The sequence below is a fragment of the Variovorax sp. P4_B11 genome (assembly GCF_056402355.1).
Window position 1 is genome coordinate 1 of sequence record NZ_JBFUHO010000050.1, and the last position, 23,789, is coordinate 23,789.

18 protein-coding genes and 1 pseudogene are annotated in these 23,789 nt (G+C 64.9%); 9 read left to right on the plus strand and 10 right to left on the minus strand.

Translation table 11 applies throughout. The annotated features are described in order from the left end of the window. A partial coding sequence (locus tag AC1DYD_RS30955) for an aldehyde dehydrogenase family protein (RefSeq protein WP_478176575.1) occupies positions 1–478 on the plus strand: 478 nt, incomplete at its 5' end. A 69-nt stretch (positions 479–547) separates the two neighbouring features. Here the strand turns inward: AC1DYD_RS30955 and AC1DYD_RS30960 are convergent. Further along, entirely contained in the window at positions 548–1,072 is a 525-nt protein-coding gene (locus AC1DYD_RS30960; protein ID WP_478176576.1) for an NADPH-dependent FMN reductase, read from the minus strand. Between the two features lie 82 nt (positions 1,073–1,154). Between AC1DYD_RS30960 and AC1DYD_RS30965 the strand changes: the two genes are divergently transcribed. Continuing rightward, the gene (locus tag AC1DYD_RS30965) at positions 1,155–1,853 is read left to right on the plus strand and encodes an IS6 family transposase (RefSeq protein ID WP_478176577.1); all 699 of its coding nucleotides are present in this window, start codon (positions 1,155–1,157) and stop codon (positions 1,851–1,853) included. A 258-nt stretch (positions 1,854–2,111) separates the two neighbouring features. On the opposite strand, the gene AC1DYD_RS30970 is transcribed toward AC1DYD_RS30965, so the two are convergent. The 5 genes from AC1DYD_RS30970 to AC1DYD_RS30990 all read right to left on the minus strand — a co-directional run bounded on the left by AC1DYD_RS30970 (position 2,112) and on the right by AC1DYD_RS30990 (position 8,797). Further along, the gene (locus AC1DYD_RS30970) at positions 2,112–3,029 is read right to left on the minus strand and encodes a LysR family transcriptional regulator (protein ID WP_478176578.1); all 918 of its coding nucleotides are present in this window, start codon (positions 3,027–3,029) and stop codon (positions 2,112–2,114) included. Positions 3,030–3,061: 32 nt separating this feature from the next. After that, on the minus strand, positions 3,062–3,868 hold the full coding sequence (locus AC1DYD_RS30975) for an oxidoreductase (RefSeq protein ID WP_478176579.1): 807 nt from the start codon (positions 3,866–3,868) through the stop codon (positions 3,062–3,064). A 39-nt stretch (positions 3,869–3,907) separates the two neighbouring features. Further along, on the minus strand, positions 3,908–6,985 hold the full coding sequence (locus tag AC1DYD_RS30980; protein WP_478176580.1) for an efflux RND transporter permease subunit: 3,078 nt from the start codon (positions 6,983–6,985) through the stop codon (positions 3,908–3,910). After that, positions 6,982–8,097, minus strand: coding sequence for an efflux RND transporter periplasmic adaptor subunit (locus AC1DYD_RS30985; RefSeq protein WP_478176581.1), 1,116 nt, complete (start codon positions 8,095–8,097; stop codon positions 6,982–6,984). Before AC1DYD_RS30985 ends, AC1DYD_RS30980 begins: the two co-directional genes overlap by 4 nt. An 82-nt stretch (positions 8,098–8,179) precedes the next feature. Continuing rightward, positions 8,180–8,797: a TetR/AcrR family transcriptional regulator gene (locus AC1DYD_RS30990; protein WP_478176582.1), complete on the minus strand. Its 618-nt coding sequence runs from the start codon at positions 8,795–8,797 to the stop codon at positions 8,180–8,182. A 94-nt stretch (positions 8,798–8,891) separates the two neighbouring features. Here AC1DYD_RS30990 and AC1DYD_RS30995 point away from each other — a divergent pair, with 94 nt between their 5' ends. After that, positions 8,892–10,355: an efflux transporter outer membrane subunit gene (locus tag AC1DYD_RS30995; protein WP_478176616.1), complete on the plus strand. Its 1,464-nt coding sequence runs from the start codon at positions 8,892–8,894 to the stop codon at positions 10,353–10,355. A 169-nt stretch (positions 10,356–10,524) separates the two neighbouring features. Here the strand turns inward: AC1DYD_RS30995 and AC1DYD_RS31000 are convergent, their stop codons facing one another. After that, a complete protein-coding gene (locus AC1DYD_RS31000) occupies positions 10,525–11,433 on the minus strand; it encodes a TniB family NTP-binding protein (protein WP_478176583.1) in 909 nt (302 codons plus the stop codon). 2 nt (positions 11,434–11,435) lie between these two features. After that, positions 11,436–12,557: a transposase gene (locus AC1DYD_RS31005; protein WP_478176584.1), complete on the minus strand. Its 1,122-nt coding sequence runs from the start codon at positions 12,555–12,557 to the stop codon at positions 11,436–11,438. Between the two features lie 132 nt (positions 12,558–12,689). Between AC1DYD_RS31005 and AC1DYD_RS31010 the strand changes: the two are divergent. The 3 genes and pseudogenes from AC1DYD_RS31010 to AC1DYD_RS31020 form a co-directional block, all read left to right on the plus strand. Then, positions 12,690–13,394, plus strand: a pseudogene (locus tag AC1DYD_RS31010) (transposase family protein); the annotation flags it as partial. Positions 13,395–13,920: 526 nt separating this feature from the next. Next, positions 13,921–14,124, plus strand: coding sequence for a hypothetical protein (locus AC1DYD_RS31015; protein ID WP_478176585.1), 204 nt, complete (start codon positions 13,921–13,923; stop codon positions 14,122–14,124). A gap of 139 nt (positions 14,125–14,263) precedes the next feature. Beyond that, on the plus strand, positions 14,264–14,554 hold the full coding sequence (locus AC1DYD_RS31020) for a hypothetical protein (protein ID WP_478176586.1): 291 nt from the start codon (positions 14,264–14,266) through the stop codon (positions 14,552–14,554). A gap of 127 nt (positions 14,555–14,681) precedes the next feature. Here AC1DYD_RS31020 and AC1DYD_RS31025 read toward each other — a convergent pair whose 3' ends face one another. Together AC1DYD_RS31025 and AC1DYD_RS31030 are read right to left on the minus strand one after the other, a co-directional pair. Further along, complete coding sequence (locus AC1DYD_RS31025) at positions 14,682–15,866, minus strand: glycoside hydrolase 100 family protein (RefSeq protein ID WP_478176587.1); 1,185 nt, start codon at positions 15,864–15,866, stop codon at positions 14,682–14,684. Beyond that, complete coding sequence (locus AC1DYD_RS31030; protein WP_478176588.1) at positions 15,853–16,236, minus strand: glutaredoxin domain-containing protein; 384 nt, start codon at positions 16,234–16,236, stop codon at positions 15,853–15,855. The genes AC1DYD_RS31025 and AC1DYD_RS31030 overlap by 14 nt, the downstream gene beginning before the upstream one ends. Positions 16,237–16,478: 242 nt before the next feature. On the opposite strand from AC1DYD_RS31030, the gene glgB reads away from it, so the two are divergent. Genes glgB through treS form a run of 3 tightly spaced genes read left to right on the plus strand, consistent with a single transcriptional unit; the run spans position 16,479 to position 23,760 of the window. Then, positions 16,479–18,374, plus strand: a complete 1,896-nt coding sequence (gene glgB, locus AC1DYD_RS31035) for a 1,4-alpha-glucan branching protein GlgB (protein WP_478176589.1) — start codon at positions 16,479–16,481, stop codon at positions 18,372–18,374. Continuing rightward, the gene (locus AC1DYD_RS31040; protein WP_478176590.1) at positions 18,367–20,427 is read left to right on the plus strand and encodes an alpha-1,4-glucan--maltose-1-phosphate maltosyltransferase; all 2,061 of its coding nucleotides are present in this window, start codon (positions 18,367–18,369) and stop codon (positions 20,425–20,427) included. The genes glgB and AC1DYD_RS31040 overlap by 8 nt, the downstream gene beginning before the upstream one ends. Before the next feature lie 9 nt (positions 20,428–20,436). Then, entirely contained in the window at positions 20,437–23,760 is a 3,324-nt protein-coding gene (gene treS / locus AC1DYD_RS31045) for a maltose alpha-D-glucosyltransferase (RefSeq protein WP_478176591.1), read from the plus strand. The last annotated feature ends 29 nt before the right edge of the window (positions 23,761–23,789 follow it).

Consider the following 23,789-nt stretch of genomic DNA (forward strand, 5'->3'; position numbering starts at 1 on the left):
GTGTCGAGTGTCGAGCGAGAGCCAGCTGCGGCAGGACCTGGACTACGTCGAGATCGGCAAGGCCGAGGGCGCCACGCTGGCCGCGGGCGGCGAGCGGCTCGCGCTCGACACCGACGGCTTCTACATGTCGCCGGCTCTGTTCAGCGAGTCGGCACCCGCGATGCGCATCAACAAGGAAGAGATCTTCGGTCCGGTGGCGAGCGTGATCCGGGTGAAGAACTATGAGGAAGCGCTGGCCACGGCCAACGACACCGAGTTCGGCCTGTCGGCCGGCATCGCGACCACCAGCCTCAAGTACGCGACGCATTTCAAGCGCCACAGCCAGGCCGGCATGGTGATGGTGAACCTGCCGACGGCGGGCGTGGACTACCACGTGCCTTTCGGCGGGCGCAAGGGCTCGAGCTACGGGCCGCGCGAGCAGGGCAAGTATGCGCAGGAGTTCTTCACGGTCGTGAAGACGGCGTACACGTCAGCCTGAGACTTTGCGGGACAGACCAAGAAACTGCGCAGCAGTTTTTGCTCCGTCCTCAACGCAACAGCTTCGCGATCAACCCATGCGCTTGACGGCTTCGATCCATTTGCCGAAGGCGTGCATCTGATCGGTGACGAACTTGCGCGTCGTCGGGTCGGTGCATTCGCCTTCGGCATCGAACTTGGCGACCGCGTTGCCGATGAACACCTCGGGCTTGACGAGCGGCGTGGCATTCACGAACAACAGGATCTTGCGCAGATCGTACTGAACGCGCGCGCCGCCCAACGGGCCCGGCGAGGCGGTCAGGATGGCCACCGGCTTGTGCGCAAAGGGCTGGTCGTCGCCGCGACTGAGACAGTCGATCGCGTTCTTCAACATGCCCGGCAGCGAGAAGTTGTACTCGGGTGTCGCAATGACCAAGCCGTCGGCGCGACGGATGCGGTCACGCAGTGCGGCCACCACCGGCGGAAAGCCTTCGGCAAGCACATCGGCATCGAAGGCGGGCAGCTCGCGCCACTCGACAACTTCCATCGCCAAGCCCTGCGGCATGACCGAGCCTGCCAGGTTCAACGCCATCCTGTTGATCGATGCGGCGCGCAAGGGCTCTGGTGCAAACCGTACGTCGGGGTAGGCTACCCATTTGTGAATAACGGGCGGGTCGATGGCGAAGAAGGTTCAGAGCATGGACGAGCTGTTCAAGGGTAGACATTTCGAGCGCGAGATCATCGTGCTGTGCGTTCGCTGGTACCTGCGATTCAAACTCAGCCTGCGTGACTTGGTGGAGATGATGGCCGAGCGAGGCTTGGCGTTGGCCCACACGACGATCATGCGCTGGGTGCAGCGCTTCATGCCGGAGTTCGAGAAGCGCTGGAATCGATTCGCTCGCAAGGCTGGTCGATCGTGGCGCGTTGACGAGACCTACGTGAAGATCAGGGGCAAGTGGACCTATCTCTATCGCGCCGTCGACCGAGAGGGCCAGACAGTCGATTTTCGGCTGAGCGCCAAGCGCGATGTGAAGGCGGCCAAAGCGTTCTTTCGCAAGGCGCTCGCGACCCAGGGCCGAGCTCCTGTGAGCATCACCTTGGATGGCTATGCGGCGTCCCACCGCGCTGTGCGGGAGTTGCCCGAGGACAACCCCCGATGGAAGGACACTCGGCTGCGATCGTCGCGCTACTTGAACAACCTGGTCGAACAGGACCATCGGGGCGTGAAGTCGCGCATCAAGCCGATGCTGGATTTCAAAGTCTTCGCCCGCGCGGCGGTGACGATCGCGGGCGTCGAGCTCCTGCATCGCATCCGCAAGGGCCAGTTCAACCTCGCCCGTTTGCGTCTCAAAGGCCAAGCTGCGCCTGCCATCTGGAATGCCGTTCTTTCGGCATGACCTGTCCGCCACCCTCTCGGTGTCACACGGCCACAATCAATTTTTGCACCAGAGCCGCTCATTCCGGGTGCAGCCGTGTGGGTTGTCCGCACAGAACCCCGTGCTGACGCTCGCCAGTAACTCATCGAAGCCATCCTCTCGCATTGCGCCATCTGGAAGTCCGAATGGTTGGCGCGCGCAAGCTGACAGCTGGGCGGCAGCTCGTGAGGTGGCCACTTCCGAAGGCCAAGACCAGGCCACCCTAGCCTGGGTCACGACTCAACCCCGAGGCAGAGCCTCCCGCCGCGAGCCCTCAGGTTGCATGCGCTGCTGTAGAAAATCGAGAAACGCGCGCTGAACCGCCGTGCTGTCCCGGCGCTGCAAGTAGACGGCCGACAGCCACATGTCGTTACGAGCGAAATCCGACAACACGGGCACCAGTCGCCCGCTTTCGACGTATGGCTTGAGCACCTCCGTGGGCAAGTAGACCACGCCCGACCCCAGCAAAGCGGCCTGGATCAACGGGCCGGCTTCCGTGGCGCTCAGCCTGCCTAGGACAGGCACTTCCACCGGCTTTCCGTCGGCTTCGAAGCGCCACTTCGCCTGCGATTCCAGGCCCGCGCTGGTCAAGGCGTTGTGGTGCGCAAGTTGGCTCGGGTGCGCAGGAATGCCGTGCTTGCGCCAGTACATCGGGGCGGCACAGACACTCAGCGCCATCGGGATCAACTTGCGAACAATCAGATTCTCGTTGGCTGTGGGCCCGAAGCGAAGGGCGATGTCGATGCCATCTTCTGCGAGATCGACCATCCGGTTCGTGAGGATGAGGCTGATGCTGACCTGCGGATAGTGGTCGAGAAAAACGTTGATCAGCATTGGGAGCTGCGTGAGGTCGATGCCGTGCGGCGCAGAGATGCGCAGACGGCCGCTGGGGGTCGACGCACGGTCTTGGAGCTCCGCCTGCGTGACCTCCACCAGTTCCAGGATCGGCCGGCTTCGCTCGAGCAGCAAGAGACCAGCATCCGTCAGACTGACCGAACGGGAGGTTCGGTTCAGCAGCCGGACTCCGAATCGGCCTTCGAGGGTCGCGATGTATTTGCTCACGGTCCCCCGCGACAGCGAGAGATGCTTTGCCGTGCGGGAAAAGCTCCCGGAAGAGGCAATCTCGCTGAATGTTCGCAGGAGGTCCAGGCTATCCACGGTTTTCTCTCGGTTAGTTGGGCAGCGCTCGCTCAGGCGAGGCCGAGCTTTTTCCGCAGGCTCGCATCCACCGGACCCGAGGGCATGAAGCGGCGCAACTTCGTCAGAAGCGACGCTTGCCCGGGGGGCGTGCAACGCATGCGCCACGGGCCGAGCGCCGCCTCGACGATGGTGCTCGCCACGCTGTGCGGTTCGGGCGCACTGCTGACGCTGTCGGACACGGAAAGCGTCACCCGATCGCGTTCTCGGTCGTAGCCCACGATCCGTGCCTTGGCACGGTGCGCGTTTTCGTCGAGATTGGTCCGTGTGAAAGCCGGCTGCACCAGCGTCGCGCGAACGCCGAACTGGCGGACCTCATGGTCCAGCGACTCGGTCAGCCCTTCGACCGCATGCTTCGTGGCCGCATAAACCCCCATGTAAGGGGCCGGCAGCACACCGAACACCGAACTGACGTTGACGATTCGGCCGTGGCGTTGTGAACGCATGTGGGGAAGCACGGCACGCGTGGTGCGAAGCATGCCCAGTACGTTGGTGTCGAACAGCGCCGAGGCTTCAGCCGTCGTGGTCTCCTCGACCGCGCCGATCATCATCATTCCCGCATTGTTGACCAGCACATCGATGCGCATGGTCCTGTCGATGACGAACTCGATGCCCAGTTGAACCGAGCGTTCTTCACGCACGTCCATCTCGATGAACTCGACACCCGGCAGTGCGGGCGCCTTGCGCAGATCGCGCACGGTGCCGAACACGTGGCAGCCTCGCGCGACGAACATCTCCGCGGTGACACGGCCGATGCCCGAGGACGCGCCGGTCACGACGACAACTGATGAACCTGACATGGGATACCTTCGATCTGAATGAAAGTTGAAGAAGCGGCGTCAGTGCGCAGCGGGCTCGACATTGGCCGGCCGGATCCTGAACCAGATGGCGTACATGGCCGGAAGGAACACCAGCGTCAGGATCGTCCCGGCGAAGGTTCCGCCGATCAACGTGTATGCCAACGCGCCCCAGAACACGGAGTGGGTCAGCGGGATGAACGCCAGGATCGCCGCGAGCGCGGTAAGGATCACCGGGCGCGCGCGCTGCACGGTCGCCTCGACGACCGCATGGAACGGGTCGAGGCCTTGTTGCTGGTTGTGGTGGATCTGCCCGAGCAGGATCAGCGTGTTGCGCATCAGGATGCCCGACAACGCGATGAGCCCGACGAGCGCATTGATGCCAAAAGGTTGCTGGAACAGCAGCAAGGTCGGCACGACGCCGATCAGCCCCAGCGGGCTCGTGAGGAACACCATGACCATCGCGGAGATCGAGCGCACCTGGAAGATGAGGATCAGCAGCGTGGCAGCCAGCATGATGGGAAACAGCGGCAGCATCGCCGTGGTCGCCTTGTCCGATTCCTCGATCGAGCCGGCCTGCACGATGCGGTAGCCGGCGGGGAGCCGCTCCATCAGGGGCTGCAGCTTTGCGGTGATCGCGGTCGACACGTCGGGGGGCTGCAGCCCGTCGGCGATGTCGCCCTGCACGGTGATCGTGGGCACGCGGTCGCGTCGCCGCATGATCGGCTCTTCCATGCGCACCTCGACCTCGCCGACCTGGGACAACGGAATGCGCTGACCCGCGGCACCGGCGAGCGTGAAGTCGGCCACCTTTGCAGGATCGAGCCGGGTGCCGCCGGCCGAACGGGCCGCCACCTGAACCGTGCGGATGTCTTCGCGCACGGTGGTCACCGGCACGCCGTTCAAGAGGAACTGCAGTTGCTGCGCCACGGCGTTGGAAGTCAGCCCGACGGCCTGCAAGCGATCCTGCTTCAGGGTGAAGTGCAGCGTGGGTGTGCGCGTGCCCCAGTCGGTGTTGACAGTGCGCATCATCGGGCTGGCATCCATCACCTGGCGCACTTCCTCCGCGATCTTGCGCAATTCGTTCGCATCGGGCCCGCTGACTCGGTAGGCGACCGGAAACGGCGAGTACGGACCAAACACGAGCTGGGTAACGCGCACCCGCGCCTCGGGTGCCAGGCCGTCGGCAACGGCATCACGCAACCGGTACTTCAGGGCCTCGCGTTCCTCCTGGCTGGCCGTCCGCACCACGATCTTGGCGAACGACGGATCGGGCAGTTCAGGTCCCATCGCAAAATAGAAGCGGGGTGCGCCCTGCCCTATGTAGGACGTCACGATGTGCGCCTCTGGCTGCGTGGAAAGCCAGGTCTCGATCTTGGCCGTGGCATCGCTGGTCTGCGTGATCGACGTGCCGTAGGGCATCTGCACTTCGACCATCACCTCGGGCCGGTCGGAGATCGGGAAGAACTGCTTCTTGACCACGCCCATGCCGAGAATCGATGCGACGAAGAGCCCGACCACTGCCCCCGCAACCAGCCACTTGCGCGCGATGACGCGCGCCAGCAAGCGCCGCAGCCGGCTGTAGCGTGGCGTGTCATAGATCGCTGCGTGACCGCCCTCGACCTTCTTGAATTTCGGGAGCAGCTTGACGCCCAGGTACGGCGTGAACACCACGGCGACCACCCAGGATGCGATCAGCGCGATGCCGACGATCCAGAACATGTTGCTGGTGTACTCCCCTGCGGTCGAAGGCGCGAAGCCGTTGGGCATGAAGCCCACGGCAGTCACCAGCGTGCCCGAGAGCATGGGCGCTGCCGTGTGGCTCCAGGCATAAGCCGACGCTGCCACGTGGCTGTAGCCCTCCTCGATCTTCACCACCATCATTTCGATGGCGATGATGGCGTCATCCACGAGCAGGCCGAGTGCCAGGATCAACGAGCCGAGCGTGATGCGGTCGAAGTTCTTGCCGGTGGCCGCCATCACCACGAAGACCACCGCCAGCGTGAGCGGCACGGCAGCGGCCACGACGAGGCCAGCGCGCCAGCCCATGCTCAGGAAGCTCACCAGCATCACGACCAGCAAGGCTGCGAAGAACTTCACCATGAACTCGTCGACCGAGGCGGCGATGTTGACCGACTGGTCCGTGACCTTGGTCAGGCTCAGGCCCAGAGGCAGCTCGGCATTGATGGCACGGGCTTCCACGTCCAAGGCTTTGCCCAGGTCGAGCCCGTTCCAACCCTCCCGCATGACAACGCCGATCAGCAGGGCGGGTTCTCCCGCGTTGCGGATCATGAAGGTGGCCGGGTCTTCATAGCCCCGTTTGACCGCTGCGACATCCGACAGCTTCAAGGTTCGGCCTTGCGCGATCACTGGCGTGTCCCTGATCTTCTGCAAGGTGTCGAATGCGCCGTCCACACGAATGGATACCTGCGGACCCCTGGTTTCCACGGAGCCCGCCGGGCTCAGCGCATTTTGGGCATTGAGCGCAGCAAAGACGTCCTGCGGGCTGATGCCCAGGGTCGCCAGGCGGTCGTGTGCGAACTCGACGTATATCCGTTCGGACTGCTCCCCGGCGACGTTGACCTTCTTCACCCCGGGCACGTGTAGCAGTCGCTGGCGCAGCGCCTCGGCATCGCGCACCAGCACCCGTTGCGGCTCTCCCTTGGCCTTGAGCGCGAAGAGCGCAAAGGTGACGTCCGCGTACTCGTCGTTGATCATCGGCCCGATGACACCTGCCGGCAGTTGGCCCGCTTCGTCGCCGACCTTCTTGCGCGCCTGGTAGAACTCCTCCTGCACTTGCGCCGGTGGCGTGCTGTCGAGCAAGGTCAACGTCGTGAACGCCAGCCCCGGCCGGGTGTAGGTTTCGGCGCGGTCGTAGTAGCGCAGCTCCTGCAGGCGTTTTTCGAGCTTCTCGGCAACTTGGTCCTGCATTTCCTGTGCAGTCGCACCGGGCCATGCCGTGATGATGGTCATCACCTTGACGGTGAATGCCGGATCTTCGGCGCGCCCCAGCTTGAAGAATGCGACCAGGCCCGCCAACGAGACCAGGCAGATCAGGAACAACGTGATGGAGCGCTCGCGCACAGCGAGCGCCGACAAATTGAACCGGCTTTCGCTCATGGACGGGCTCCGTTCACCGCAGGCGCAGCGGCCACGGCCGCAACGCGCACCTGCTCGCCTTCGCGCAGAAGATGCGCGCCGAGCGCGACCACCTGATCGCCCTGCTTGAGCTGGCCAGTAACCTGTGCACGGTCGTCGTCCAGATGCTCGACCGCCACCGGCTGCCAGTGGGCCTTCGCCGGATCGCCGCTGACGATCCATACGCCTGGCCCCTTGCCAGCGTCGAAGAGCGCTCCGATGGGTACCTGAACGCTGCCTTTGTTGGCGGCCTTTCCATCCGCGATGTGGACCGTCACGGTGGCACCAAGAGGGGCGTTGGCCAACTCTCCTTCGAGCACATACCGCGCCTCGAAGGTGCGGGTGAGACGGTCGGCCGCGTCCGAAAGCTGCCGGAGCTTGGCCGTGACCGCACCGCCATCCTTGCCGAACAACGTGGCTTGCCCCACGGAGCCGATGGCTGGGCGCAAGGTCTCGGGCAACTGAACCACCGCCTCCCTGCGCCCAGCCTGCGCCACGCGCACCACTACTTGTCCGGCATTGACGACCTGACCTGGCTCGACCAGCGTTTCAAGGACCGTGCCGTCTACATCGGCTGCCAGTTCCGTGTAGCGGTTGGCGTTGCGAGCGACTTCGGACTGCGCTTCGGCCGCACTGAGCTGGGCCTGGGCGGCATCCGCGGCCGCCTTGGTCTGGTCATAGGCCGAAGCCGAAATGGCGCCCGTGCCCTTCAGGTCGCGATAACGGAGTTCTTCCTCGCGCGCCTGCGTGGCTCGCGCCCGGGCGGCAGCCACGGCCTCCTGCTGCGCACGCGACGCCAGCTTCAGATCGACCGGGTCGAGGCGCATGAGCAGCTGCCCGCGCTTGACCGTCTGGCCGACGTCCACGAGGCGCTCCAGCACTTTGCCCGATACGCGAAAGCCCAGGTCGCTCTGCACCCGCGCGGCGACGGTACCGGTGAAGGAGCGCGTCGCAGACCCGGCCGGCTGAACCGTGGCCGCACGCACCAGCGGCGTGAGGGTGCGTGAGTCGGGCGGCGTCTTTTCGCTGCAGGCTACCAGCGCGAGCGGGAGTGTGCAGCAGACTGCAAAGGTAACAAGGTGGCGCGGCAGCATGAAAGTCCCATTGGCAAATCGATAGGACTCGAATTCTGCTACTGGTGACCAAACAAGTCAATGGTCACACCCGTTTGTTGGGTCAGGGCGATAGACTTCGCAGCACCAGTCCGGACAAAAGCACCGGCGCCTCGTCGGCGTGATCGAAGCTATGACGCAGTAGCAAAGGGTTGAGGTAGGGATGCATGACGAGGTAGATTGCCGCCGCGGCTTCGTCGATAGGCGTCTTGCGCTCGAACTCCCCGGATTCCCGACCTTGCTGCAACACCTCCAGGATCAGTTGCCGGATGAATTCTTCATGCGCGATCGCCGACTGCCACCGCTCGCTCGCTGCCGAGATGGCGATCTCATAAAGCTTTCGATCCTGGGAGAACAAGCGAAGACTCGCCTCGACGATCGCCTTGAACATGCGACGCAGCTTCTCCGGCGGCCGATCGGTGCCGCTCACGGCAGCCACGACTTCGGCTTCGATCTCTCGCAGGCAACTGCTGCAAATCATCTCTCCGATGGCCTGCTTGGATTCGAAGAACTTGTAGATGTAGGCCTTGGAGAAGCCGATGGCTTTGGCAAGGTCCGAGACGGTGGTCTTTTCGTAGCCGTACCGGCTGAAGTGCTCGGTAGCGGCAACAACGATCTGATCTCTCACGTCATGGTCGACCGGACCACGTGGCGGGACTCGAGAAGTGACGGCTGTAGGCATGAAACAGAGCTTACCTGCACCGGTGTCTTTGGACAACGGGTGACCATATGATATATTGGTCACGATCGATGAATTGTCGACACGGGAATGCACCATGCTCACACGTACTTTACTTACGCTGGTCGCTGCAGCCTGCATGGCTGCAGGCTGCGCCGTCGGCCCCGACTATGTCCGGCCCGAGACCTCCCTGCCGGACAGATTCCTCGGCCAAGCGGCTGTCGACAAGCGGGCCGCCGAAGCCAGCGCCGAGTTGGCGGCGTGGTGGACAGGCTTCGCCGATCCGCAGCTGGCCCGCTACGTTGAACTCGCGCTCGCGCAGAACCTCGACCTCGCGCAGGCATCGGCCCGTGTGCTTCAGGCCCGGGCCGGGCTCGGCGCGGCCAACGCAGCGCTGCTGCCATCGGGCAATCTGAGCGGACAGGTAGCAAGGGCTTATCAATCGGTGGAGACGCAGCTGGGTCAGCTCCTAAATGCGCAACCCGATTTCGATCGCTACGGGATCGCCAACGAAGCGAACCTCGGCGCGACTTGGGAACTGGACATCTTCGGCGCCCTGCGTCGTGGAAGCGAAGCCGCGCGGGCCGACTACCAGGCCTCGGAAGCCGGCGCAGCCGCCACGCGCTTGAGCGTGGCCGCGCAGACCGCGGACATCTACATCACGCTGCGCGGCTTGCAGGCCCGGCTCGACGTCGCGCGCCGGCAGGTACGCACTCAGGAGGAATTGCTTTCCAAGGTCGAATTGCTCTACGGCAAGGGGCTGGCCGCCGAACTTCAACTCAAGCAGGCCGAAGGCGCACTCTCACAGGCTCGCGCGTCCGTGCCGGTGCTCGAGGCAGGCCTCGATGCAGCCATGAATGCCCTGGACGTGATACTCGGCGCAGCGCCCGGCACGCATCGCGCCGAGCTGGCACAAGGCGGCGCCATCCCAAGTGCACCGCGGATAAACGGCGCCGGATCTCCGGGCGACCTGCTGCGCCGCCGACCCGACCTGATGGCGGCGGAACGGCGCCTTGCCGCGTCGAACGCCCGTGTCGGCGTGGCCATGGCCGAGTACTACCCGAAGTTGTCCCTCAGTGGAATGATCGGCAGCGCCACGTCGGTGTCCACCGGAAACCTGTTCAGCAGTGGCGCAAGCCAGGGCGCGGGCGTGCTCGGCCTGCGTTGGCGCCTGTTCGACTTCGGTCGCATCGACGCGCAGATCGACGCCGCCAGAGGACAGCAGGCGGAACTGCTCGCGGCCTACCGGTTGGCCGCGCTGCGCGCAACCGAGGACGTCGAGAACGCTTTCTCCGTGCTGGTCAAACGAGAAACACAGACCGTTCTGCTTGCGCAAGGCGAGGCATCGCTCGCCCGCGCAAGAGGCGCTTCATTTGCAGCGTTCCAGAAAGGTGTCGTCAGCCTGATCGAGGTCCTGCAGGCCGACGAGAGCCTGCTGCGTGTGGCCGATGCCAGGGTACAGGCGCAGACGGAGTCGGCGCGCGCGGCGGTCGGCGCTTTCAAGGCGCTGGGTGGGGGCTGGTCGCAGGGCAATGTCGCAGAGGCTGTTGCGCTGCGATAGCACAAGAGGCACAAAGGGTGGCCTGAGGTGACCCTGCTTCGTCAAGGACGACTGCTCGACCTTGACCCAGATGTCGGTTTCCCTTCAATCTGTCACTTTTGATCTTTCAATTGGCACTGATGATCCTTTCAATGTGTCAGCTGCCTGGCGGAGGCTGCCTTCGGCTGCGTCACGCATCGGCTTCGTCGGGCTCTTGCTCGACGGAAAGCTTGAAGACCCCTGCCGCGGCCGCCCGATCGAGCAGCGCGAGGCTGATGGATTCGGCCTTCTCACGGATTGCCAGCTCGGCCGCCTGAGCCAGCAAGGTCGTGATCCTGCCGGTCAGGCCGCCGCTGAACGCCATCAGCTTCTGGATCATCTCCTTCTCGCCGAAGGGCGATGGCCGATGCAACGGCAGGAGCCGACCGAAGCTCACGACGAACTCGCGCAGCCCGGCACTCTCGCGCCATCTGGGCAGGGCCATCGGTTCGAAGCGCGACGCGATCTGAGGATCCGCCTGCATCGCGTATAGCGCCTCGCTCGTTCCGAGCGCGATAACCGGCATGCGCAACTCGTTGCTGAGGAACTTGAGTTGGTTCAGCGACTGGCGCTGTTCGCGCACGGTGCCGGCCAACAGATGATGAACCTCGTCGACGATCATCAATCGCGGCGGATGCCGATGCAGCAGGCGCAAGCCTAAGATCTCCAGATCCGTGCCGCGGCGTGAGTACGGCGCCTGATGCCCCAGCCCCTGGATGATCTGGGCGTACAGCTTGTCATCGTTGGGCTTGGACGGCATCTGCAGCCGAAGGACCTTTCTCGCTTCAACCTCGCCATGCTCGTTGCAGATGTCCGGATGATCGCGAACGAATTTGTCTACGAGCATCGTCTTGCCGATGTCGCTGTCCCCGTACAGGAGCATGCTTGGCATCCGAGAGCACGGAGGGTGTCGCAGCAGGTGTTCCATCCGCGCGAGCGCCTCGTTGCCTCGTGCGTAGGAAACCCACTTGGGCATGGACAAGCGGGTGATGCGATGCTCCTGCGCCTCGTCCAGGAAGGACCAGACGCCGGTGTGCAGATGCTCGAGGTCGTACGTCATAGTCAATCGTCCCAGACCTCGGCCTTCGAGGGCTTGGCGGGTTGCGAGTAATCCACCGAACCCCCTCGCGAAGCTGTGGTGCCCGTCGTCGCCCGCACCGCATCGTGGCGGCGCTGGACGTGGCGCCGCGCCGCCTTGGTCTTGGCGTTGGCTTGTTCGACCAGTTCGCGTTGCTTGCGCACCGCCTCGAACATCCTGGCTTGAGCCGGCGCATTGTCGCCCTGCCCCCGCAACGCGGCCATGGCGGCGCGTTGTTCCCACAGCGTGATGGGCGGGAGCGTCAGGTCGGCATAAGGGACCGGGATGTAGCTGTCATCAGGGCCCGCCACGTAGATCTTGGACAGGTTGCGCGGGTCATAGCGCACAAGCACCGACTCGCCGGGTCTGACGATCGCCGGCAGCACCGGATCCCAGTAGCGGATGTTGAACAGGTGCAGCCCGTCGCGGCGCAAGGTGCGATGCTCAAAGGGCAGGAAGCTCAGGGCAAACTGCTCCGGCCGATTCGGCAGCGCGCCAAGGCCTGAGCCGGCCTGGCGCAGCGCATCCTGCCACGCCGAGAGCGGGCTGCGGTGCAACCCCCGGTGAACGCGCCGGTGATAGTGCTCGCAGATCTCGATGGTGAGCCAGCGCTCCAGCTCGGCCATGGTCAGCGCCGACTCTGTCTCAGCGGGATAGGCGCCCTTCTCTGCCGAATTCGATCCCGTCGTTCCGGGCAGCAGGTGGATCCGACCCATGATCGTGCCGATCAGACGTTCGATGTGGCCGCCGTAGTGCGGTGTGGCGATCGGCCGCAGGATCAGGGCAATGCCATGTTCGTCGCACCCGCGGCGCAAGGCCGAGCCCGTGAAGTCGGCACCGTTGTCGGTGTGAACCGCGCGCGGCAGGCCCCAGACAGGCCATGTGCAAGCCAGGGATCGAGATCGAAGCCACGGTTCCTTGGGTAGAACCGCCTGGGCCAAGCACAGGGCCACCGATGTGGACGACGGCGCTTCCAGCGACACGTAGAAGCCCGCCACGACCCGCGTGGCCACATCGATGGCCAAGGTCAACCAGGGCCTTCCGATCGGCAGTCGGTGGGTCTCGTCGACGACGACCGCATCGATGCGCGTATGGTCGATCTGCACGACATCGAGCGCACGGTCGACCCTGTAGGTTCCCGGAACCGGGTCGTACAGGGCCGCAGCTTCCGACGGCTGAAGCCGAGCCTTGGCCACGCCCCACGCGTCGAGTGCGCTCACCCGGGCGAGGGAAACCGACACGAGCTGAACATCGACATCATGTGCGCCAACGCTAGCCAAGCCAAGGGCCGCGTGGAGCGTGCCAACCTGACCCTGCAGGATCGCCTGGTCAAGGAACTGCGCCTGCGCGAGATCAGCACCCGGGAGGCAGCCAACGCCTTTGCGCCCCACTTCATCGCCGACTTCAACGCCCGCTTCGCCAAGCCAGCGCTGCGAGACTTCGACGCCCATCGGCCAGTGCGTGCGGATGAGGACCCGGACATGATCTTTACCTGGCGGCTGCAGCGCAAGGTGTCGTTGTCGCTGACCCTGCAGCACGAGCGAGTGATCTACCTGCTCAAGGACACGCTGGCCAGCCGCAAGCTGATCCACCGATATATCGACGTCTACGAGTACCCGGACGGACGCATCGAACTGCGCGCTGATGGATTGAGCCTAGCCTACGAGCGCTACGACCGCCTGCCGCAGGTGGACACTGCCGCCATTGTGGAGAACAAGCACTTGGGCCATGCCTTGCAGGCCGCTTTGCTGATGCAGGAGCAACGCGACAACCGGCGATTCGGCGCGCCATCGCGCACGAACCAGGGCAAGCCGCCCTCCCCCACAAAGGCAATTCCGGGAACGAAGCACTCGAGGCAGTTCACGTCCGAGGACCTCGAACTTGCCGTGATGGCGGTGTGCAGACCAGCAAAGCAGCCAATCCGAACCGGCCAGAATCGTTGAATCGACCATCGCGCCGGCCTACGACTGGCAGGCCGCCAGAGCTCGAAAGCAAGGCGGTCGCCGAGATCGCCGGGCTCCCTCAAGAAGAAGGAAATGCGACATCTCTACTTGGCTGGAGATGCGACATCTGAACTTCGTGTTGACAGACGTTGATGCGCTCGGCCGGCAGGAACAAGGTATGCATGCCGGCCCTCTCAAAGCGCCTGGCCGTATCACGCTGACCCGCACTCGGACGCCCAGCCGCTGCAATGGAGCGAACCGACGTTTGCGACGGAGGCTGAGGCTGCTGAATGGGCCCTGCGGGCAGCGAAGGATTGGCTCGAGGAACGCGCCTTCGCATGCTTGAGGAATCCGGGCTCATCGGACGTCCATGTCGGACGGCGCCGATACGAGCATCCCGGATGAATCCTGACATGACATCCACGCCGAAGCCGACGTCCGGTCCGGCCGCGGACTGCTGGTCTCGTGCGCCGCAATCATCTAAACCGGCACGGAGACGGCAACTAACAACCAAAGAGGCAAGGCGATGGACAAGACGATTCTGGATTCGGGGACCGCTGACAGCGGCTACGAGTGTTTTGGATCGAACGAACACGCAGGCATTCCAAATTGCAGCAAGAACGAGGCCCGCTTCTGGCATTCACTGGGCTATGTGGTGCTTCACTTCGCACATCAGGCGCAGCGAGCCGCGATACCGGCGACTGGAGAAAAATCATGTGCATCATTTTGAAATCCGTGCCCCGCACCCAGGATTCGCGCGTCGTGATCGCATGCATTCGAGCCTGTGTCTGGGCGAGCGTCGAAGGCCGGCCTTTCTGCACTTTGCGCTAGAAGCCGAGTTTTATGCAGGGCTCTGAAAGGAGACGACCATGAACTGCGAAGCGATTTGCTGCTCCGACAGGGCGACGGTACGGTTCGCGATCTATCCAGACGGCTTCGATGGGCCGCGCATCCTTGCCGAGATTTCTGAGGACTCACTGCGCGATCTGTTCGGAGCGCATGCCGGCGGCGACAGTCTCTTGCAGGCTTGCCAGTTGCACTTCGGATTGATCGAAGCCGTGGCCCTGGAGCGACATCGCACCAGACCTTTGGAAGCTACTCGGTTGAGAACAGCTGACTTCGCAACCCCCGTTGTATTTGACGATCTCAAAGGGTTCTAGGTCCGAGCGATACATCGGGCGATTGCACAAGCGGATGACGCCCGACCAAGTCAGCTTTCAACTCGCGACCTGACCGCGTGCAGAACGCGTTCACTCCGATTCAACCATGGGACTGACAAATGGCACATCACCAAGACGGCCCATCCCCAAACAACGCCCTCCGCGCCAACAAAAAAGCCGCAGCATTCCAACTCTGCCCAGCCATTCCCATCGGCAGCAGCGTCCGCCCGTGAAACCACTCCGTGAAGCGCCAGTCGTCCAGCGCGTTCACATGGGCCAGTTGCGCAAGCTCGGACCACGCCAGCGCCTCTTTCCCCAGCCGCGCTAGCGCCATCACCCAGAAGCCGCCGACAAAAGGCCAGATGCCGCCGTTGTGGTACTGGTGCACGATGTTCTGCTGATGGCGCGCCATGTACGGCCGCCACAGTTCGTGTTTGCGCGACAGCGGATGCAGCACCACGCGCACCGGGTAAGGCTCGCTGGCATGCGCCTCGGTGAGGGTGTTGACGATGCGATGCGCCATGGAGGAGTCGGCCAGTCCGCTCTGTATCGCCAGCACGTTGCCGAAGACATCCCCCTCGTCGCCGACGACGGCGAGGTTGACGAAGCTGAGGTACAGGCCCGGATCGCGCCGGCCGCGGCGCGCATAGTGCCGCAGCAGTCGGGCGCGGTGGTATTCGGGCAGGTCGCGCTGGAACGGATTGAACAGGTGGTTGAAGTGGTGCAGCGTCGCCTCGGCATGGTCGAGCGCGTAGCGGCGCTTGACGTCGTACCAGAGCGCGTTGCTGTACAGCACGTAGCCCGAGCGCGGCATGATGTCGGCCCAGTCGCTGGCCTCGTTCTGTTGCAGCAGCCGAAGGTGCTGATGCTCTTGCGCCAGCAGCCAGCCGATCGCGCGGTCCACCTCGCGGCCCCAGTGCGACAGACCGACGCGGCCATGGCGGCGCACATGGTCCACCGCGATCAGCCACCACAAGGTGGCATCGATGCAGCCCAGGTACCAGAAGTCGGCGTCGTGCCCTTCCGGGTCGACGTATTTGGGGATCTGCCCGTTGGCTGCCTGCTGTGCCGCGAGCGCGTCGAGGCTGGCCACCGCGCCTCGCTCCAGCGCGGGCACGCCGCTGCCGCACATCGCCATCACGCAGATCGCGGCGTCGCGTCCGAAGATGCGCGTGTAGCGCCGTGCCACGGCCGCCTCGGTGCGGCTGGCGGCCAGGATGCCGTGGGGCGTCAGGTTGCGCTCCAGCAGTTTGAGCGAAGCCTGGGCGCAGGTGTCGATCAGCGCGAGCGCGGGGGCGTCAAGGTTCGTCATGGGTCCTGGCGAGAAGGATCTTGAGCTCGCCGTTGTCGATGAGCTTCTGCAAGTCTGTGGCGCCGCCGATCAGCATGCCTTTGACGAACACCATCGGAAAGGTCGGCCACCCGGTCCACATCTTGAGTGCGTTGCGGTCGCGCCATCGGCTCAGGTAGCTGCCGTATTCGAGGTACTTGTATGGCTGCTTGATCCGGTCGAGGGCCTGGCGCGCTTTCTTCGGGAACGGATTGATGCCCATGCCGACCACGACCACGTCGTGGGCCGCGACGGCGGCCAAGACTTCGCGCACGAGGGTCTGGCGGCTATCGGCCAGCTTGGCGCGGATGGCGGGGTGGATACGGGCTTCTTCGAGGACAGGGCGGGGCATCAGGATCTTTCGGCGGTTCGGGTGAATGTAAGGGCCCAGGGCGGTGCTTCTTGATCGCTGGCGCAATCTTTTTGTGCAGCGCCGTCTGGAACTTCGGCTCACACGCAGGGCCGCGCGCGGCCTTCTTGCGCCATCGTCCGACAGCGGAAGGGCGCTTTTTCACCCATTCTTGAGGGAGGACTCACGGGCTACACAGAGCGCTGGGCCCGGCAGGACGCCCAAGGCCTTCCCCTGTGACCGCTATGACTTCAGTTGCCACCGACTCTCCCTTCGGCGAGACCGACGCACATCTCTTGCGCGAGGGCACGCATGCGCGTCTCTACGACCGCCTGGGCGGCCGCCTCGACGCGGACGGGCATGCGAGCTTCGCCGTCTGGGCGCCCAACGCGCGCTCGGTCTCGGTGATCGGCGACTGGAACGGATGGGACCCACAGGCCGATCCCCTGCGGCCCCGATCCGACGCCACCGGGGTCTGGGAAGGCCGCTGCGGCGGCGCGCGGCGCGGCCACGCTTACAAGTACCGCATCGTGTCGCAGCGCGGACACGCACTCGAGAAGGCCGATCCGCTCGCCCTCTGGAGCGAGGCGCCCCCAGCAACCGCGTCACGCCTGTGGTCGCTCGAATACGAATGGGGCGATGGCGAGTGGATGCGTGAACGCGCGGCGCGCAACGGCCTCGATGCGCCGCAATCGATCTACGAAGTGCATCCCGGCTCGTGGCTGCGCAAGGGCGACCAGCTGCCGAACTATCGCGAGCTGGCGCATGCGCTGGCCGACTACGTGGCGCAGCTCGGCTTCACGCACGTCGAACTGATGCCGATCACGGAACACCCGTTCTATGGCTCCTGGGGCTATCAGACCACCGGCTACTTCGCACCCACGGCGCGCTACGGCACACCGCAGGACTTCATGTACTTCGTCGATCACCTGCACCAGCGCGGCATCGGCGTCGTGCTGGACTGGGTTCCATCGCATTTCCCGACCGACGCGCACGGACTCACCGCCTTCGACGGCACGCACCTCTACGAGCACGCCGATCCACGCCAGGGATTTCATCCCGAATGGAACTCGGCGATTTTCAACTACGGGCGCGCCGAGGTCCGCAGCTTCCTGATCTCGTCCGGCCTGTTCTGGCTCGACCGCTATCACCTCGATGGCCTCCGCGTGGACGCCGTGGCCTCGATGCTCTATCTCGACTACGCGCGCCCTGCGGGCGAATGGATTCCCAACCGCCGCGGCGGCCGCGAGAACCTCGAGGCGATCGACTTCCTGCACGAACTCAATCGCGCGGTGTACCGCGAGCATCCGGACACCTTCACGGTGGCCGAGGAGTCCACCGCCTGGCCCCAGGTGTCGAGACCGATCGAAATGGGTGGCCTGGGCTTCGGCATGAAATGGAACATGGGCTGGATGCACGACACGCTGGCCTACATGAAGGAGGACCCCGTGCATCGGCGCTTCCACCATCACCGGCTGACCTTCTCGATGGTCTACGCGTTCAGCGAGAACTTCGTGCTGCCGCTTTCGCATGACGAGGTGGTGTACGGCAAGGGGTCGTTGATCAACAAGATGCCGGGCGACACCTGGCAGCAATTCGCGAACCTGCGCGCTCTGTTCGCCTACATGTGGGCCCATCCGGGCAAGAAGCTGCTGTTCATGGGCGGCGAGTTCGCCCAGCGACGCGAATGGACGCACGAGGGCCAACTCGAATGGCATGTCACGGCGTTGCCCGAGCACCGTGGCATGCAGCATCTGGTCGGCGAGCTCAACCAGCTCTATCGCTCGGAGCCGGCGATGCACGAGCTGGACTTCTCGGCCGAGGGCTTCGAATGGATCGAGCCCAACGACCATGCGATGAGCGTCGTCGCCTTCCTGCGGCGGGCGCGCAACGGCGAGTCGGTGCTGGTGGTCAGCAACCTGACGCCCGTGCCGCGGCAGAACTATTGCCTCGGCGTGCCTACTGGCGGCACTTGGCACGAGATCCTCAACAGCGACGCGCTCGCATTCGGCGGGTCGGCTTGGGGAAACCTCGGCGCGGTCGAAGCCGCGCCGATGCGATCGCATGGCCGCAACTATTCGGTCTGCCTGACGCTGCCGCCTCTGTCCACCCTCTTCTTGAAGGCAGATGCCGATGTCTAGCCGTCTCCTGTTACAGCCTGGGTTGGCCGCGCCGCGCCCGCCCGCCGGCATCGATGCCGCCAACGGCCGCAGCCGCGCAGTGATCGACGCCGTCCTGCCCGTGGTCGACGGTGGCCGCTTCGCAGTCAAGCGCGTGGCCGGCGAGAGCGTGCGGGTGACGGCCCATGCCTTCACGGACGGTCATGACGCGCCCCGGGTGATGCTGCAGTGGTGGAGGGACGGCGATGCGCGCCGCCACGAGCTGCCAATGAAGCTACGCTACAACGACGAGTGGCACGCGGCGTTCACGCCGTCCACGATCGGGCGCTACCACTACACCGTGGTCGCATGGGTCGACGCTTTCGAGTCCTGGCGGCACGAGCTGATGCGCCGTGTCGATGTCGAGGACGTCCGGACTGCAGCGCGCGTGGGCGCGCTGGTGATCAGCGCCGCGGCCGATCGCGCGAACGGGGACGACCGCGACGCGCTGGCCGCCTGGGCCCGGGCGCTCGAGGAAGGCGCGGCCGACCTCGAGGTGGAAACGACCGCGCTCAAGGCGCTGGCGCTCGACGAAGACCTCGCGGCGACCGCCGGCCGCCACCCGGACCGGCGGCTCGAAACACGCTTCGCCGCCGCACTGCCGCTGGTGGTCGAGCGCGAACGCGCGGGCTTCAGCAGCTGGTACGAACTGTTTCCGCGCTCGGCCTCGGAGCAGCCCGGCGTGCACGGCACTTTCCGCGATGTCGAGGCGCGGCTGCCGCTGATCGCGGCGATGGGGTTCGACGTCCTGTACTTGCCGCCCATCCACCCGATCGGCCGCGAACAGCGCAAGGGGCGCAACAACGCGCTCACGGCCGAACCCGGTGACGTCGGCAGCCCCTGGGCCATCGGCGCCGCCGAGGGCGGCCACAAGGACATCCTGCCGGAGCTCGGCACGCCCGGGGACTTCCGCCATCTCGTCGATGCCGCGCGGCAGCACGGGCTGGAGATCGCGCTGGACATCGCCTTTCAGTGCGCACCCGATCACCCCTATGTCAGGGCGCACCCCGAGTGGTTCCGATGGCGCCCCGACGGCAGCGTCCAGTACGCTGAAAACCCGCCGAAGAAATACCAGGACATCTACCCCTTCAACTTCGAGAGCGAAGACTGGCAGGGTCTTTGGATCGAACTCAAGAGCGTGCTGGATCACTGGGTCGCCGAGGGCGTCTCGATCTTCCGTGTCGACAACCCGCACACCAAGTCCTTTGCCTTCTGGGAGTGGGCCATTGCCGAGGTGAAGCGGGCGTTTCCGGGAACGATCTTCCTCGCTGAAGCCTTCACGCGGCCCAAGGTCATGCACCGGCTGGCCAAGCTCGGCTTCAGCCAGTCCTACACCTACTTCACCTGGCGCAACACGAAGGAAGAGCTGACCGCGTACTTCACCGAGCTTTCGCAGGGTCCGGGGCGCGACTACTTCCGCCCCAACGCGTGGCCGAACACGCCGGACATCCTGCATGCCGCGTTGCAGACCGGCGAGGAGGCGCTGTTCAAGGCGCGCCTGGTACTGGCCGCGACTCTGGCCGCCAGCTACGGCATCTACGGGCCGGCGTTCGAGCTGCTTGAACACCTGCCGCGCGGACCGTCGAGCGAGGAGTACCACGATTCCGAGAAGTACCAGTTGCGCAACTGGAACTGGAGCGCCGACGCGGGCCTGCGCCCCTTCATCGCGCGGGTCAACCGGATCCGCCAGGCGAACGAAGCGCTGCAGGCCGACCGCAGCTTGCGTTTCCTCGACATCGACAACGACCAGCTCATCGCCTTTCTCAAGCAATCGCCGGACGGCAGCAACATCGTGGTCACGGTGGTCAACCTCGACCCCGTCCGCGCGCAGTCGGGCTATCTGTCGCTGGACCCGGCCGACATCGGCGTGGAGCGCGACCAATCGTTCCAGATGCATGACCTGCTGAGCGACCAGCGCTTCAGCTGGCGCGGAGGCCGTCACTACATCCTGCTCGAACCGCATCGCATGCCTGCGCACATCCTCCTCGTGCGCCGCCGGCTGCGCGATGAGCGCGACTTCGACTACTACGTCTAGGGAGCTCGCATGACCGCTCCGTTGCCCACGCTGGCGCTCGAGACCACCGAGATTGACACCTCGGGCGACCCGACTTGGTATCGCGACGCGGTGATCTACCAGTGCAACGTGAAGGCTTTCGTGGATTCGAACGGCGATGGCGTCGGCGACTTCAAGGGGCTCGCTGGCAGGCTCGACTATGTCAAGGATCTCGGGGTCAACACGATCTGGCTGATGCCCTTCTACCCCTCGCCGCTGCGCGACGACGGCTATGACATCTCGGCCTACGAGGACGTGCATCCGCAGTACGGAACGCTGCAGGATTTCCGCGAGATGCTCGAAGAGGCGCACCGGCGCGAGTTGCGCGTGATCATCGAACTGGTCATCAACCACACCTCGGACGCGCACCCGTGGTTCCGGGCCGCGCGCAACGCGCCGCCGGGCTCACCCGAACGCGATTTCTATGTCTGGAGCGACACCGATCAGCGCTACCAGGGTACACGGATCATCTTCACCGACACGGAGACGTCCAACTGGACCTGGGACCCGGTGGCCAAGGCCTTTTTCTGGCATCGCTTCTTCAGCCACCAGCCCGATCTGAATTTCGACAACCCGCGGGTGTTGGAAGCCGTCATCGGCACCATGCGCTTCTGGCTCGACATGGGCGTCGACGGCTTCCGGCTCGACGCCATCCCCTACCTGATCGAACGCGACGGCACTTCCAACGAGAACCTGCCCGAGACGCACGTGGTCATCAAGAAGCTGCGCGCCGCGATCGACGCCAACTACCGCAACCGCTTCCTGCTGGCCGAGGCCAACATGTGGCCGGAGGACGTGCGCGAGTACTTCGGCGAGGGCGACGAGTGCCACATGGCCTACCACTTCCCCCTGATGCCGCGCATGTACATGGCGATCGCGCAGGAGGAGCGCGATCCGATCGTCGAGATCCTGCAGCAGACGCCCGAGGTTCCGGAGGGCTGCCAATGGGCCATTTTCCTGCGCAACCACGACGAGCTGACGCTCGAGATGGTGACCAACCGCGAGCGCGACTACATGTACACGACCTATGCGGTCGACCAGCAAGCGCGCATCAACCTGGGCATTCGACGGCGTCTGGCGCCGCTGATGGACAACGACAAGGACCGCATCAAGCTCATGAACAGCATGCTGCTCTCGATGCCGGGCTCGCCGATCATCTACTACGGCGACGAGATCGGCATGGGCGACAACGTCTTCGCCGGCGACCGCAACGGCGTGCGTACGCCGATGCAATGGAGTCCGGACCGCAACGCGGGCTTCTCGCGCGCCGACCCGCAGCGCCTCTATCTGCAGCCGATCATGGACGCGATGTACGGCTACGAGGCCGTCAATGTCGAGGCCCAGCTGCGCGACAAGAGCTCGCTGCTGCACTGGACCCGGCGGATGCTCGCGGTACGCAAGACCAGCCGCGCCTTCGGCCGCGGCCGGCGCACTTTTCTGAAGCCCGGCAACCGCAAGATCCTCGCCTATCTGAGCGAGCACGATGACGACGTGATCCTGTCGGTGTTCAATCTCTCGCGCGCGGCCCAGCCCGTCGAGCTCGACCTTTCGGCCTTCAAGGGCCGGGTGCCGGTGGAGATGCTCGGGCGCACCTCCTTTCCGCCGATCGGCGAACTGCCCTACCTGCTCACCCTGCCGTCGCACGGCTTCTACTGGTTCAAGCTGACCGACGAAGCGCCAATGCCGAGCTGGCACCAGGAAGGCGTGGCGCTGCTGGATCGCCCGGTGATCGTTCTCTTCGACGGCTGGACCAGCCTGCTCAAGGACCGCGTGATGCCCTGGCGCATCGGCTTCGCAGACCGCTTGGTCAAGCAGTTCGAGACCGACACGCTGCCGCCCCACATCGAGGCCCAGCGCTGGTATGCCACCAAGGGGGCGTCGATCAAGCGCGCGCGCCTGGCCGACCAGGCGATCTGGGAAGATGGGGGCAACAGCTGGATGCTGCCGCTGCTGGAACTCGAAGGGCCACCCGAGAAGGCCACCTATTTCATGCCGCTCGCGCTCGCCTGGGAGGACCGCGACGAGCAGCGCATGAAATGCCTCCAGCCGGCCGCCATCGCCAAGGTGCGCCAGAAGGCCAATGTCGGCGTCATGGGCGACGCCTTCTTCGACGAGAGTTTCTGTCGCGCCCTGGGTCGCGCCATCGTGCAGGGCATGCAGTTGCCGACCGCGCGCGGGCGACTGCACTTCCGGCCGACCTCGCTGGGCCGCGAGCTGGTACTGGACGCCATCGCCGGGCTCGAGGTCAGCCGCCCCACCACGCTGAGCAGCAACACGGTGGTCACGCTCGGCGAGACCCTGTTCCTGAAGGGCTATCGCCAACTGCGCCCGGGCGTGAATCCAGAACTCGAGATGGGACGATTCCTGACCGAGGAAGCCGGCTTCCTGCACAGCGTGCCCGTGGCCGGCGCGCTGGAGTACCTGGGCGAAGACGGCACCGTGCTGACCCTCGCGCTGCTGCAGGCCTATGTGCCGAACCAAGGCGACGGCTGGGCCTACACGCTGGCCTACCTGGAACGCGTGTTGGACGAGTTGCGCGACCTCGACGGCGATCGACCGGCCAATCCGCACGGCGCCTTTCTTGCGCTGATTGGGATCCTCGGCCAACGCACCGCCGAACTCCACAACGCGCTTGGACGGCGCATCGGCAACCCGGCCTTTGACCCCGAACCGATGACGGAGGTCGACCTGCGTGCGGTCCGCGACACGGTGCGCGCCGAGGCGCGGGGCACGCTGGCGAAGTTGCGCGAGAGCATCACCGGCCTGGGCCCCGCCGCACAGGAGGACGCGAACCGCGTGTTGGCGCAGGCCGACGCGGTCGACGCCTTCATCGACGACTTGCGCATCGATGGCAATTCGGGCCGTCGAACGCGCTGCCACGGCGACTACCACCTGGGTCAGGTGCTGCTGACGCGCAATGACTTCGTGATCATCGACTTCGAGGGCGAGCCGGCGCGTTCGATCGAGGAGCGGCGCACCAAGCGGTCGCCGCTGTGCGATGTCGCGAGCATGCTGCGCTCGTTCAACTATGCGCGCTGGAGCACCTTGCGCCGTGCGGCGCAGAACGTCGATGAACTGGCCCGTCTCGACGCCGCCGCCCGCGATTGGGAGCGCGATACCCGCAAAGCCTTTCTCGCAGGCTATGCCGGCGCGCTGGCGGCGGAGGGCGGGCCGGTGGATCCGCAGCTGCTGGAACTCTTCGAGCTCGAAAAAGCCTTCTATGAGCTTCGCTACGAACTCGGCAACCGCATCGACTGGGTGCCGGTTCCGCTTCAGGGCATCCTGGCGCTGCTCGAGCGCCACGCCCCGCGCTGATCGCAAAAGGCTCACCGCCCTCCTCCCAC